General features: G+C 38.4%; 17 protein-coding genes and 1 pseudogene. 12 read left to right on the top strand and 6 right to left on the bottom strand.

Going from position 1 to position 12,344, the window contains the following annotated elements; translation table 11 throughout:
* Positions 1-132: 132 nt before the first annotated feature.
* From ACL9RM_RS24455 to ACL9RM_RS24440, 4 genes are all read left to right on the top strand, one after another.
* Entirely contained in the window at positions 133-471 is a 339-nt protein-coding gene (locus ACL9RM_RS24455) for a hypothetical protein (protein ID WP_250268522.1), read from the top strand.
* Between the two features lie 438 nt (positions 472-909).
* Positions 910-1,461, top strand: coding sequence for a hypothetical protein (locus ACL9RM_RS24450; RefSeq protein WP_250268521.1), 552 nt, complete (start codon positions 910-912; stop codon positions 1,459-1,461).
* Positions 1,462-1,624: 163 nt separating this feature from the next.
* The gene (locus ACL9RM_RS24445; RefSeq protein WP_250268932.1) at positions 1,625-1,858 is read left to right on the top strand and encodes a hypothetical protein; all 234 of its coding nucleotides are present in this window, start codon (positions 1,625-1,627) and stop codon (positions 1,856-1,858) included.
* A gap of 250 nt (positions 1,859-2,108) precedes the next feature.
* Complete coding sequence (locus ACL9RM_RS24440; protein ID WP_250268520.1) at positions 2,109-2,627, top strand: hypothetical protein; 519 nt, start codon at positions 2,109-2,111, stop codon at positions 2,625-2,627.
* 371 nt (positions 2,628-2,998) lie between these two features.
* On the opposite strand, the gene ACL9RM_RS24435 is transcribed toward ACL9RM_RS24440, so the two are convergent.
* Complete coding sequence (locus tag ACL9RM_RS24435) at positions 2,999-3,523, bottom strand: hypothetical protein (RefSeq protein ID WP_250268519.1); 525 nt, start codon at positions 3,521-3,523, stop codon at positions 2,999-3,001.
* Positions 3,524-3,684: 161 nt separating this feature from the next.
* Here ACL9RM_RS24435 and ACL9RM_RS24430 point away from each other — a divergent pair.
* Positions 3,685-4,015 (top strand): annotated as a pseudogene (locus tag ACL9RM_RS24430) (YolD-like family protein).
* Between the two features lie 33 nt (positions 4,016-4,048).
* On the opposite strand, the gene ACL9RM_RS24425 reads toward ACL9RM_RS24430, so the two are convergent.
* Positions 4,049-4,519 carry a hypothetical protein gene (locus ACL9RM_RS24425; protein ID WP_250268518.1) on the bottom strand — a complete coding sequence of 157 codons (471 nt, stop codon included), beginning with the start codon at positions 4,517-4,519 and terminating at the stop codon, positions 4,049-4,051.
* 223 nt (positions 4,520-4,742) lie between these two features.
* Here ACL9RM_RS24425 and ACL9RM_RS24420 point away from each other — a divergent pair, with 223 nt between their 5' ends.
* From ACL9RM_RS24420 to tet, 3 genes are all read left to right on the top strand, one after another.
* On the top strand, positions 4,743-5,102 hold the full coding sequence (locus ACL9RM_RS24420; RefSeq protein ID WP_250268517.1) for a helix-turn-helix domain-containing protein: 360 nt from the start codon (positions 4,743-4,745) through the stop codon (positions 5,100-5,102).
* Positions 5,103-5,174: 72 nt separating this feature from the next.
* Positions 5,175-5,450 (top strand): hypothetical protein, encoded by a 276-nt coding sequence (locus ACL9RM_RS24415; RefSeq protein WP_250268516.1) that lies wholly within the window; start codon positions 5,175-5,177, stop codon positions 5,448-5,450.
* A gap of 225 nt (positions 5,451-5,675) precedes the next feature.
* Positions 5,676-7,052: a Tet(L)/Tet(K)/Tet(45) family tetracycline efflux MFS transporter gene (tet, locus tag ACL9RM_RS24410; RefSeq protein WP_250268515.1), complete on the top strand. Its 1,377-nt coding sequence runs from the start codon at positions 5,676-5,678 to the stop codon at positions 7,050-7,052.
* A 138-nt stretch (positions 7,053-7,190) separates the two neighbouring features.
* On the opposite strand, the gene ACL9RM_RS24405 is transcribed toward tet, so the two are convergent.
* The 4 genes from ACL9RM_RS24405 to lexA form a co-directional block, all read right to left on the bottom strand.
* Positions 7,191-7,730, bottom strand: coding sequence for a GNAT family N-acetyltransferase (locus ACL9RM_RS24405; RefSeq protein ID WP_069289681.1), 540 nt, complete (start codon positions 7,728-7,730; stop codon positions 7,191-7,193).
* Between the two features lie 421 nt (positions 7,731-8,151).
* Complete coding sequence (locus tag ACL9RM_RS24400) at positions 8,152-8,292, bottom strand: hypothetical protein (RefSeq protein WP_165177052.1); 141 nt, start codon at positions 8,290-8,292, stop codon at positions 8,152-8,154.
* Between the two features lie 41 nt (positions 8,293-8,333).
* Complete coding sequence (locus tag ACL9RM_RS24395; RefSeq protein ID WP_016821950.1) at positions 8,334-8,498, bottom strand: hypothetical protein; 165 nt, start codon at positions 8,496-8,498, stop codon at positions 8,334-8,336.
* A 634-nt stretch (positions 8,499-9,132) separates the two neighbouring features.
* Positions 9,133-9,759: a transcriptional repressor LexA gene (gene lexA / locus ACL9RM_RS24390; RefSeq protein ID WP_013310545.1), complete on the bottom strand. Its 627-nt coding sequence runs from the start codon at positions 9,757-9,759 to the stop codon at positions 9,133-9,135.
* Positions 9,760-9,947: 188 nt separating this feature from the next.
* On the opposite strand from lexA, the gene ACL9RM_RS24385 reads away from it, so the two are divergent.
* The 4 genes from ACL9RM_RS24385 (at position 9,948) to ACL9RM_RS24370 (ending at position 12,211) form a co-directional block, all read left to right on the top strand.
* Entirely contained in the window at positions 9,948-10,316 is a 369-nt protein-coding gene (locus tag ACL9RM_RS24385) for a LysM peptidoglycan-binding domain-containing protein (protein ID WP_250268931.1), read from the top strand.
* Between the two features lie 108 nt (positions 10,317-10,424).
* Positions 10,425-10,631, top strand: a complete 207-nt coding sequence (locus ACL9RM_RS24380) for a DUF896 domain-containing protein (RefSeq protein ID WP_013310543.1) — start codon at positions 10,425-10,427, stop codon at positions 10,629-10,631.
* A 120-nt stretch (positions 10,632-10,751) separates the two neighbouring features.
* The gene (locus ACL9RM_RS24375) at positions 10,752-11,261 is read left to right on the top strand and encodes a hypothetical protein (RefSeq protein ID WP_061831521.1); all 510 of its coding nucleotides are present in this window, start codon (positions 10,752-10,754) and stop codon (positions 11,259-11,261) included.
* 155 nt (positions 11,262-11,416) lie between these two features.
* On the top strand, positions 11,417-12,211 hold the full coding sequence (locus ACL9RM_RS24370) for an HAD family hydrolase (protein WP_250268930.1): 795 nt from the start codon (positions 11,417-11,419) through the stop codon (positions 12,209-12,211).
* Positions 12,212-12,344 lie beyond the last annotated feature (133 nt).

Genomic DNA, 12,344 nt, shown 5'->3' with positions numbered 1-12,344 from the left:
TGACACCCTACTGACTAAGCTGGTGGGGTGTTTTTTATTTATGAAGTCTTAAATTTATTTTCCAGAAAATTCTTGACAAATTCATCTGTGGTAAATTATAGTAATCCTATATCTGAGAAAAGGGGACTTATTATGAAGAAAATGTTTATTTCATTATTTTTAGGAGTGCTTATAACAACTGGTTTATCTGTATCAAGCTTCTCTTCTTTTACATCAGTTGCTGATGCAAAAGAGCTTAAGTATACAGTTACCCTTCGTCCAAATGAGACTTATCAATTAGGATATGGTTCAGGTTATTGGTACTATGTTCTGGGTGAAAAAAAGGATTTTACAGTATCCTCAAGAGGACTCATTGAAATATCTTCGAACCCAACTAATATTACGTATGATGGGGCAATTGCTGGTGAGATATCGGTTGTTGATAGATTTGGTGATGCAGTGGAAGTAGTAACGCTTAAAATTAAATACTAATATTGTATCTAATAACACTTGTTTTCGATTACAAACAAAGTAGCATGCGAGAACGCATCGTTATGCAATCCGAAAGCATCGGTGATACCCTGCTGGCTAAAGCCGGTGGGGTGTTTTTTACGTTAAGGGGGAATAGTTTCTAAAATCTGAACTTTCTTCGCTTTACTTGCTGGAATATTTGAGTGAATCAGCCAAGGCGGAGAGGGAATACCGATCTCCAATTCAGTGGACACGCCTACATAATGACCAAAGGCTTAACCTTCAACATCGTACAATCTAGGCGGAACAAATTCTCGCCGAAGGAATTCTTCCAATATTAATGATTATTACAACGTGACTTGTTTTTGATTTTATAGGCAAACTAAAATAACATCCTGTTAGTCAGGATTGATTCAACCATAACTTAAAGGAAATGGATGGTGTATTATTATGTTCAAAATGCCAAAGGCTCCTGATATTAAAATGCCTGAGATCAAAGTTCCAGAAATCAAAATGCCAGAAATCAAAATGCCAGAAATCAAAGTTCCTGAAGTGCGCATTGGAAGATCTACAGGATATCGAAGCAATAAAGATGAGCGAAAAGCGCAAGTAGAAGCTGGGCCTCCTCCATGGACCTTGGCTTGGGCAGATGATATTAGTGAAACAGATGCAGCGTTAGGGCTTGTAGCTGCTGGAGTATCTGTTGCATCCGCAAATCCCGGCCCTTTCTTAGCTTGGATAGAGGAACTACTTAGAAGTACACTCGAAACATTAAGAGCAAGTGCAGCAGAAAAATTTCCAGCAGAAATACAAAATGATATGAAGGCGTTTGCGGCAGATGCAATCCGGCTTGCTATTTCGGGAAAAAATCCGAACGAAGCAGCTAAGGCTTATGACACCATTGACTTTAAAGCAGGGGCAATAAAATATGAAGGCAAAAATGTAGCATTAGGTCATGTAATTTCGAGAACCTGGGGGATGAAACCTTATGTTGGTTTCAGGTTGCGTTAAGACAAGTTCAATACAAAATATACAGTATATAGTTTGAACATTAGGGCTTCCGTTAATTTATATATATACTTTACAGAATGTTAAACCCCGGAATACTCCGGGGTTATTTTTATTGAAGGATTACTCAAACTATTCACCGAATACCTATCTTGATGTGATCAGCATGAATCATACATATAAAGTGTTAAAGTCGGATATCGGACTATTTGCAGCTGCATTAAACCAGGTAAGAGTATACGTTGTTCAGTCATTGGGAGAAGACGTGGTATCGGTTGTAGACTATGGCGGAACTATAGAAAAGTTTTCGCCTGATTCGGTCAAGATTGCCGGAGCTTATTACATACGGAATCAATTTGAATTTAGAGTAGATGTGAAAAAGGACTCCGCTGAAATGTAACCAGTATGGAGTCCTTTGTTGTTTATTATTTTATTCCAAACTTAAAGGTATATAGTCTTGTCTTAACGGTTGCTGAATGGTCCTCTATTAATATAGTGGTTGTTGTTATCATAAAACGAGGGCTTATTATATGTATAATTTTATCAAAAATTGAAAAGTTACTTGTTCTTTTGTCTGAAATCCCATTACATACTATATTTATGATACGATTCGTGTGTTACATAAATTCAATAAATTGGAGGCATTTATTATGAAAAAATTATTATTATTATCTGTTGCCGTTACGTCTATTCTAGCTGTTACCATGGTGACCCCAGCTTTTGCTTCTGAAGTTAGTCATGCTGTAGTTCCAACCTCAACAGACGCAACATACAACATAGAATCTGTAACTCCATTTGCTGAGCCGGTAACAAAAGATGTCTACAGAGAAGCAGAATCAAAAGCATCGCTTCAATCAATTTACTATTACACATTAAATGGTGTGAACAGCTATACTATATCAGATGAGGCATTCGATATTTCCGGAGGAAATGTAAATATTACATTAGTTCAATATTTAGAAGATAGTCGTTACAATCCTGTTGTTAGCTACCAATTAGTGGGGTGGGGAAATAATAGTCATGAGCAAATAATTTCAGTTCCAGGGACATTTACTAATCTGAATACAACAAGAACTTTTTACAATGTTAAGCCAGGAACATATAAGTTAAGAATCGGTAATGTGGGAGAACTAAGTCCTTTATGGGGAAATGGATATCTTACTTATTGATTTTTAAGTATATGAAAAATTTCTTTAACTATGAAATACCTCCTGGAACATATCAGAGGCGATTGAAAAATTCCCTTTGTTGCAAAAGGTAAAGTTACTCATGAAAAATGAGGAGTCTGTACCTTTTTTCTGCCAACAGCATAGAACCCTGAGATAAAGACAGGAAGGCGTACAGAGGATATTAAAGCCGGGTTACTAGCTCTTAAGAGGGATAACTATATTGCATGGGATAACAAGAACGATACGCACCACATTATGATTATAGAGGGCTGGGATCGTGATCAAAAGATAGTCACGCCCCCGGGTGCTGCAAATAGGTATTTCACAGAATATTAAAACCCCGGATTGCTCCGGGGTTATTTTTATTTAAGTCATTTTTTGTGTAACTCTGGAAAATCATCGCCGCCCATTAAGATATAAATTTTCTGAGCTGTAGCAAGATTATCTTTTTCTACTGCTTCAGCAAGTTTCGAAGCATTATCTTTTTCGCTAGGTGCTACCTTTTCAGAATATTTGTTTAAAACCTTAATAGCTGATTCATGACGCTCAAATGATAGAGTCCCTTTTACGGTCAATTCAATATATGAAGAAGTTTCATTGAGTAAAATTTGTTTATAACTAGCTTGCCATTCTTCCTGTGTAGGTTCTGTTTTCTCAGCTTTTTCTTCGGTTGTTGATACTGCTTCTTTCTTAGGGACTGGGACAGATACAGCGGTTTCAACCTTTTCCGTTGGTGAAGGTGCCTGTACAGTTTTTGCTTCAGAAACTTGCTTTGAATCTACTTCAGCTACAGTCTGTGTTCCTTCTCTATCTTTTAGACCGCCACTTATTCCCCCAATAACTGCAAACGCCATGATAGCCCAAAACCACCATTTCTTATATACTGGTTTATTCAATATTACTTCCCCCTATTTAACCAACATTTTCATAAAAATAGTATATATGACCTAGGAATATTTTTCTAGTACAAAAGTTTTATAGATGGCAAATAAAACACCTTGTTAGGAACAAATGTTCGTAATATAATCGTTACATAATACATCAGGAGGCTACATACATGTCTAAAAAATTAGAAGGTAACGGATTTTGGGAAAGCAGCCGGATAATCATCCCTGAACACAAAGAAGCTTATTTGCGTTTAATGAAAGACCGTCAGCGGCGCGGTAAACCGGAATTGGATGATCAGGAAGTGCAACTAATCGAGCAGGCGCTAATAGACTCTTACAACACACGTACAGCCGTCACAGTGACCGTATTTAGCCCGTTTGACGATGAGGTTATGACTGGTGGTTACGTCGATTAACACCGCTAGACGCGAAGTAAAACTGTTTCGTGGTGAGGATGATTTTAGTTGGATTAAGCTGGAGGATATTGTTTCAACTGGTTAAAGCGAAAGCCCTGAATTTCTTCAGGGCGATTAATCATTTCAGACCATATTGCGCTTTGTTTGTGAGTTTGCCACCTTGAAACATCAAATTTGCATTTGCTCCAAGGGAACCTTCTCCTTCGTACTGATAAATGATTGTGTGAAATGGTGTACCTTCCGTTTCTCCTTCAGAGAGCACCTCTCCATAACCGCCAATAATGTCAGTCGCCTGATCATATGATATGCCCATTTTCAGACGGTTGAACTCGCTTAAGTTAATCGTTGAAGGGTTTTCGACAATCTCCTTTTTTGGAGGCTCAAGTTGGCCGTTTTGTTGAGTAGCATCTAGCGGGGATGACACTAATGTCAAGGCATTGCTTACAACAAGTGCAATACATATAACAAGCGATCCGATAGATGATAGAAACATCCATTTTGCTTTCCCTGTTTTTTTAAATAAATGCACTATAGATAAGACAATTAAAAGAAGAAAGAGGAGGAAACACAATATTGATAATAAAACCATAAATAACCTCCAGATAGATGACTATATTCACGACCCAGTCTATCAGACCTTGGGATATTTTTCTATAATCACAAAATAAAAAAGGCGGTATGTAGAATGCATATTAATCAATTTCCTCAGGAGACACAGGATTATATCCATGAACTTTGCGCAAAGGCGATTTTGAGGGCAATGCGTAATGGTACATTTATTGAGAATATATCTTCTAAAAAGGAGGGACAGAATGAGGAGTAAACAGGACTTTCTTGAAAAATTACTGAAGGACATTAATCAATACATAGATGAAGAAGTTGAAGTACGTTACAGCGAAAGGATATTAAGCGATAGCGAATACGATATATCGACTGTAGGTAAAGAAAGGAAGACATTAAAAACGCTTCCAGACGTACTTACATCTAATGATATTGCTAAATATATGAGCATCTCCAGACGTACTGTATATGAGTTATTAAAAATAAATGAGGACTACGGTGGTATTCCTAATTTTTCAGTGGGTAACAGCAGAAGAGTCATGAAAAGCGACTTTTTAGATTGGATTGAAAAACGTAAACAAGAACAAAGAAATAGTTATAGTAAAGAATAGATTATACAGCCGCTTTTTGTGCCGTACTAAGAATATTTTGTTCAAACAAAATATTGATCTGGAGGGATACATGTGGAAGCAGGAAAGAAAAAGATTGAAATTGAGAAAGTCAAACTCAAACGCCATGATATACTGGAAAAAATCAAACATCCTGAAGAGTGTTGGAGATTTAAGTCTGAGGATGTTATACAGGAATACGGAGAATTGGATCTTCTATATGTTTTAGATGAGTTATCAATTGATGGCTGGGAACTTTTATGTTATGCAGAAGGTCAATACATTTTAAGAACTGTCGAGTATGTAGAAGATGAAATCAAATATCATCATTTTGAATTTGATGAAGATTAAGAACTGAAGTTAGAGCAAAAAGGCCCTGGAATTCTCCAGGACCAAGTGCAAGAAAGGACATGTAGCTTTTGACCATATTTTGACCATATTTGAACCAGAACAGACCCTAAGATATCTGAATAAAAATTTATTTCTTCCTATTATACTGCGGAAAACCGAATGTATCCGAACGTTATATTTTTGACCCTATAAACTACGTTAACCCTCATTTCTGGAGGGTCAAAATTGAAACCCCCTTATTCACAGTCTGTTTTACACCATAACCAAATTTTAATGTGGCTTTGTGTTCTTTCGTTTTTTAGTGTGTTAAATGAAATGGTTCTTAATATCTCTTTACCTGATATTGCTGATGAATTCAATAAAACACCAGCCGTTACAAATTGGGTAAATACTGCCTTTATGCTAAGTTTTTCTATAGGAACCGCTGTATACGGAAAGCTATCTGATCAGTTAGGTATTAAAAGGTTGCTCCTGTTTGGAATCATAGTGAATTGCATAGGATCATTAATTGGATTTATGGGACATACTTTTTTTCCAACACTTATCTTGGGGCGATTTATACAAGGGATTGGTGCAGCTGCATTTCCTTCACTTGTGATGGTCGTAGTTGCTCGCTATATCCGAAAAGAAAACAGGGGCAAGGCATATGGCCTCATCGGGTCTATCGTAGCAATCGGTGAAGGGATAGGACCGGCTATTGGTGGGATGATTGCTCATTATATTCATTGGTCTCATTTACTGCTTCTTCCTGTTCTAACGTTTGTCACTGTTCCCTTCCTGATAAAATTATTGAAAAAGGAAGTCATATCAAAGGGTTCACTTGACATTGCAGGAATCGTGCTTATATCTCTAGGCATTGTAATGTTTATGTTGTATACAACGTCTTACAGAATTTCTTTTCTGGTGATAAGTATTCTTTTTTTCTTGATCTTTTTAAAACATATCAGACAAGTAACCAATCCTTTTGTTGATCCTTCATTGGGGAAAAATACTGCATTTATGATAGGAATCTTTTGTGGCGGACTTATGTTTGGTACCGTAGCTGGATTTGTTTCTATGGTCCCTTATATGATGAAAGACGTTCATCACTTAAGTACCGCAATGATTGGCAGTGGAATTATTTTTCCTGGAACGATGAGTGTTATTTTCTTTGGTTTCCTTGGAGGAGCACTTGTTGATAAGAAAGGTTCCTTACATGTGCTAGCAGTCGGCGTTGCATTTCTTGCCGTCAGCTTTTTGATAGCTGCTTTCTTTATTGAAATGACACCTTGGCTGATGTCTATTATTCTAGTCTTTGTTTTCGGTGGTCTTTCTTTTATTAAAACAGTAATATCCACTATTGTTTCAAGTAGTTTAAGACAAGAAGAAGCTGGCGCAGGAATGAGCTTGCTTAATTTTATAAGCTTTTTATCAGAAGGAACAGGGATTTCAGTTGTAGGAGGCTTATTATCAATACGTTTTATTCATCAAAAATTTATACCAATCATTAATTTTCCATCTGCTTATTTATATAGCAATATGTTATTGATTTTTACAGTGGTCATTATAATTAGCGGGATTTTAACTGTTATTGTATATAGACGTTCAGTTTCAGATTCCTGATAAGAGCAGAAAAGGTTTACATGCTGAAAATGATCGCATCCTCACGTTTGAAGTAAGTGGATACTCTAAATAATTCAAAAGCTCTGCTAGCCTTAATTGGTTGGCAGAGCTTTGTTTGCTGATCAGTTTGATTTTAGGCTAATTTGAATGCTTAAACTTATAATACCAAAAAATTGCTTTTTCATGGGCTGTGGAAAAGTTAGAATATAGCATAGTATCAACTCCGCCGATTACAAAGTTATTTTTAGCATAGAATCGACAAGCTAAAACATTCACATCCTGTGTTTCAAGCATAAGACCAACAAGGTTATTCTGCTTAGCCCACTCGGTTGCTTTACTCAATAAGGCTGCTCCGATTCCCTTGTGTCTCCAGTCTTTAGCGACGGCAATATCCTCAATTAGAGCATAGCCATTCCAATTAGTACAAAGTTTAATTTGCCCAACACAGTCGTTCTCATCATAATATAAAAAAATAGATTTTCCTTGTTCATCAATATAACTGATGTCAACGTCATCATCCTCATACTGTTTAAAATATGGTTCGGGGAAACTTTCTTCTATATATGTCCAATTATCGTTCTCGTATTTAGGTATTATCCTTCCTGACACAATAAAGCCGTTATTCTCATTTGACTTCTTAAAATCTCCCATATTCGAAAGTGACATTTTAATTATCATGGCTTGTCTCCTCCTGGTTTAATTTCTCTACGCACACTATTCTAAAAGAGAGCCACCATTTCCTGTCTGTTAGATTTATAAAAAGAGCAAAATTGTAGCGACTGTTCAACTATGTCTGATATTCTACGATCTCGTCCGCTTGCTTCAACGATTCATAGCAGTAGTTAGGTGTACCGTTTAACACAAAAAAAGCAGGAAGAATCCTTCCTGCTCAGAGTGTCGAGAAAGTCCAGAGGACTTTTCGACACTTCTATTTTTATATGGGGAGACGCATCTTTTAAAACAAAAATCGATTTAAAACGATCTGAGGACCCTAGTTTTTAGACCACTAAGACAGTTTTAAACCCCCTGCAAAAAAACAGGGGGTTTCTCGACAGCCTGAGCAGGAAGAATCCTTCCTGCTTTTGCTTGAAAACGATTATTAACGTCTGCGTTGTCTATCATTCACGCTAAACAGATTAACAGCCAGTGCGTTACCTCTTGCACGCGCAACGGCTCTTTGATTCGAACGGATGTTTGATCTTCTTCTTCTCAAATCACGTCTGCAATGTCTTCTGCTCATATGATCACCTCCCTTCAAGGAAATGAAGGTACGGATGAATCTTAGTGGTGTTTATGCTTACGCTTGGAAATTTTGATATTCAAGGCATTGGTTGCTAGTGCATTTCCGCTTCCTGTTTTAGCAGCTGCGGCTTGAAAGACTTTAACGACCAGATATCTGTTTTTTCCGATGCGATGCTTATACGTTTTAACTCTATTTCTGATCATCTGCATATCTCCTTTGCTTAGGTCTGCTATATACTATGTCAATTGTGATAGTAATGTATCAGCATAAATCTATTAAAAGCAAAAAGAAGCTGGTACCTATATTACTAATGGTTAACAAAAAACTCATGCGAACCTGTCTTCGCCATTTCAACTTTACGTTGCAGGAGAATGTTACAGGCAGGTCGGCATGAGTCTAATAGTGTAGATAAATAATATGCAGTTTAGTATGAAAATTATTTACTATTAAGAGTGTTAAGTTTTTTCTCGTAGTACGCCTCTTGAGCAAGAATATGATTCAGTTGTTCAGAGAGCAGTTTATATTCTTGGCTGTTTTCTGGGTAATTGTTTCTTTCGGAAATTACAGCTTCGAGTTGCTTTTCTAAATACCTGAAATGGATAAGTATTTGTATGTACTGAATACGATCGTAGGTTGTTATGTGTGATCTCAAGATCAGTGGGTGATTATTTGAGATGAGGAGGCTGATTTTATAGTAGAAACTATAGGAATAGATTGCTGAAATGAAAAAATAGTTGTGAGATACATAGTAAACACAATAACAATACAAAACCGGCTTACCCTAAGCAGCCGGTTTTGTATTAGTGGTTAGAATAACGGGGAAGAAAGAACGAGAAATCAGTGGAAGTCCCGGAAGAGTCCTACAACCTTGCCCAAAATGCTGACGTGTGTCAGGCGAAGCGGTTCAAAGGCTGGATTTTCAGGTTGAAGCCGGATATGATCTTTTTCTTTGTAGAAGGTTTTAACTGTAGCTTCGTCTTCATCTGTCATAGCTACAACAATATCGCCATTATCAGCGGTCTGCTGCTGACGTACGATTACATAGTCTCCGTTAGCAATCCCAGCCTCAATCATGCTTTCGCCTACAACAGATAACATGAATATTTTATCCTCACCAACAAAGTGTTGGGGAAGAGGAAAGTAATCTTCAATATTTTCTGTCGCCGTAATAGGAAGGCCAGCAGTTACTTTGCCGACGACGGGGACACGACTAATGGAGTAATTAATCAAGTTGCTGTTATCCGATTCGTCTTGACCGAGTAACTCAATAGCCCGTGGTTTTGTAGGATCGCGTCGAATGAGTCCTTTTTTCTCTAAACGATCCAAATGACCGTGAACCGTAGAACTGGAGGCCAATCCGACAGCCTCGCCTATTTCGCGTACAGAAGGGGGGTATCCCTTTAGACGCACTTCATTGCGGATAAATTCAAGAATGGCCTGCTGGCGGCTCGAAATCTTAGACATACCGTATCAACCCCATTTAGTAACGTTTGGGAAAATTATAGCATAGAACCTCCGTTCGTACAAACATAAGTTCTAAATAATCCCTAAAAATAATCGCGAACTTTTGTTCTCTTTTCTATTGAACAAAACAAATGTTCGTGTTATATTGTGAAAACATAAGAACAAACGTTTGGAGGTCGCAGCCAATGATGAAATATAGCACTTATCAAAGTATTTTTCCGATGAATTCAGAAAATTTGCAGGAGACCCGAAAAGAGGGTAGAGCGCATTTTATGCAAATTATTACTAATACTCTTTTACTTAAGCTTCTTATTTTAGTGATTGTTGCTTGGATTGCAGGGGCAGGTGTACTTACGGTTTTCGCGGCACCCTCAGCTTCCAAGGGAGAAGTGACTAAACTGACCGTACAACCTGGAGATACGTTGTGGGAGATTGCCGCAAATCATAAACCGGAACGAATGGATACACGGGTATATATAGAAGGAATTGTGCGGATTAACGGTTTAGAGGATCGGGGAGTACAGGTAGGTCAGGTACTCAAGCTTCCTAACTTCTGACCTATAGACTATTAGAGCTTGTCAGGGAGCGTAATGCGGGAGCCTTGACAAGCTCTTTTCTACATGTCAAAGTGTATTATATCTTTGCTTTTATGGAGGGGACACAATTTGGATATAGACAGCTTGGTACAGCGCATCAATGAATTAGCGCGCAAAGCAAAATCCGAGGGTTTGACGGAAGAGGAAGCCACAGAGCGCGCCAATCTTCGGGAAATTTATTTAGGTAACATTCGCCGTAATTTTCGGCAGCAGCTTGAAACAATTGAATTTGTGGACGATGATACATCGAAGGGAAATGACGGGCTGAAGCATTAATGTTGTTAAAGCGCCCAAGCCTGCAATTTGCCTTTTGTTTTAGGTACCGTTCTCGGTATCTATATAGATCAGCTTTGAGGCAATTGTTTTATTGTAATATATCTGGGAAGGAATTGAGAGATGGCCCGATCATTTGAAAGAAAAGTACGCAAAAACACAGCGCATTTAAATAAATCGCGCAAAAAGCAAGGCATTCAAACCATTAACGGCGCAGGTTCTGCAATGGATATTTTCCGTGGTCGTAACATTACTGTGCCAATTATGCTGGCTGGTCTTTCTGTATTGTACATGCTTATGAGTTACTTTTTGACTAAGACTGGCATGCGAGGGATGGATTGGCTTGTATTCGGCCTATACTTGATGCTGGCTGTTATCTTTTTCATCCGTCGTCCTTATTTGAAAGTGGGAAAGGATACTCTCTATATGCTGAAAGGTGGTAGAGAACGTCCAATGACGGCTGGGGACATGAAAGCCATCAAGATTGAAAAGGGTTACGTAACCGTTGAAAGAAAAGGTAAGGGCGGTAATTTCATTTTCACAAAATCATTAGGTCGCTATGACACGGATGCCATTGCAGAGCGACTTGAGAAGTTTGCGCTATCCAATCAGATACAGGTGGACAAGAAATAACTGATTTAGCCTGTAGCTCTTTAACAAAGGCCGTATGATGTTATTTCATATAACATGCTGCGGCCGCTTGCTTAATATGGGCACACATAACGATTCAAATATTTAACCGAGCAAATAGGTGTACATATACTGTGGAAAGAGAGTGGATAATTCAGATGACGATTCAGGCGGTAATGTTTGATCTTGATGATACCCTTTTATGGGATGAACGTAGTGTAGAAGAGGCATTTGATGCAGCGTGCCAAACAGGCTCCCGTGAAGCAGGCGTTGATCCGAAAACTCTGGAGGAAGCGGTACGTAAGGAAGCACGCGCTTTGTATGAATCCTATGAAACCTTTAGTTTTACTCAAATGATCGGCATTAACCCGTTTGAAGGATTGTGGGCGAATTTTACAGCAGGTGAGCAACCTGAATTCCGCCAATTGGAACAGTTGGCCCCTGTTTATCGAAAGGAATCATGGCGTAGAGGACTCCAGCAACTAGGGATAGATAATGAGAAGTTGGCGGAAAAGCTGGCTACCCAATTTGCTTCGGAAAGACGCGCGCGTCCACATGTATATGAAGAAACGTTTGAGATTCTAGAACAATTGAAGGGACATTACAAACTGTTATTGCTGACAAATGGCTCCCCTGATCTACAACAGGAGAAAATGGATGGAGTTCCTCAATTAGCTCCTTTTTTTGATCATGTTGTCATTTCAGGTTCTTTTGGTCGAGGCAAGCCTGATCCGGCTATATTTCAGCATGCTTTGGGGCTTCTTGGTATTGAGCCTGAGCATGCTTTAATGGTAGGAGATAAGCTGACGACTGATATTCAAGGAGCGTTGGCAGCAGGTGTACACTCGGTCTGGGTGAACCGAAACGCTAAAACCAATACCACAGAGATCAAGCCGAAGTTCGAAATCAAGCATCTGTCTGAATTGGACGGAATTATTCAAACGTTAAAGTAAGAAATCCATAGTCTTTAGAAACGAGTATTAAAAAAACTCCCTTCGCTCGATTGTTACAGTGAAGTGCACCCCTTAGAATAGACATTGGAATAAACCCCTGGTTTATCCGATGAATTTCTAGGGGGTGCATTTT

The organism is Paenibacillus sp. S29 (genome assembly GCF_049319765.1).
Classification (GTDB): Bacteria; Bacillota; Bacilli; order Paenibacillales; family Paenibacillaceae; genus Paenibacillus; species Paenibacillus polymyxa_B.
The sequence above is the reverse complement of the archived record's forward strand: the minus strand, read 5'-3'. Positions and strand labels throughout refer to the sequence as shown.

Excerpts from the sequence above, each read along its gene's own strand:
- ACL9RM_RS24405 (WP_069289681.1), bottom strand. The coding sequence starts at position 7,730 with ATGATAATTAAAATGTCACTTTCGAATATGGGAGATTTTAAGAAGTCA.
- ACL9RM_RS24375 (WP_061831521.1), top strand. The coding sequence starts at position 10,752 with ATGGCCCGATCATTTGAAAGAAAAGTACGCAAAAACACAGCGCATTTA.
- ACL9RM_RS24370 (WP_250268930.1), top strand. The coding sequence starts at position 11,417 with ATGACGATTCAGGCGGTAATGTTTGATCTTGATGATACCCTTTTATGG.
- ACL9RM_RS24400 (WP_165177052.1), bottom strand. The coding sequence starts at position 8,292 with ATGAGCAGAAGACATTGCAGACGTGATTTGAGAAGAAGAAGATCAAAC.
- lexA (WP_013310545.1), bottom strand. The coding sequence starts at position 9,759 with ATGTCTAAGATTTCGAGCCGCCAGCAGGCCATTCTTGAATTTATCCGC.
- ACL9RM_RS24440 (WP_250268520.1), top strand. The coding sequence starts at position 2,109 with ATGAAAAAATTATTATTATTATCTGTTGCCGTTACGTCTATTCTAGCT.
- ACL9RM_RS24455 (WP_250268522.1), top strand. The coding sequence starts at position 133 with ATGAAGAAAATGTTTATTTCATTATTTTTAGGAGTGCTTATAACAACT.
- ACL9RM_RS24450 (WP_250268521.1), top strand. The coding sequence starts at position 910 with ATGCCAAAGGCTCCTGATATTAAAATGCCTGAGATCAAAGTTCCAGAA.
- ACL9RM_RS24395 (WP_016821950.1), bottom strand. The coding sequence starts at position 8,498 with ATGATCAGAAATAGAGTTAAAACGTATAAGCATCGCATCGGAAAAAAC.
- ACL9RM_RS24425 (WP_250268518.1), bottom strand. The coding sequence starts at position 4,519 with ATGGTTTTATTATCAATATTGTGTTTCCTCCTCTTTCTTCTTTTAATT.
- ACL9RM_RS24445 (WP_250268932.1), top strand. The coding sequence starts at position 1,625 with ATGAATCATACATATAAAGTGTTAAAGTCGGATATCGGACTATTTGCA.
- ACL9RM_RS24385 (WP_250268931.1), top strand. The coding sequence starts at position 9,948 with ATGAAATATAGCACTTATCAAAGTATTTTTCCGATGAATTCAGAAAAT.
- ACL9RM_RS24420 (WP_250268517.1), top strand. The coding sequence starts at position 4,743 with ATGAGGAGTAAACAGGACTTTCTTGAAAAATTACTGAAGGACATTAAT.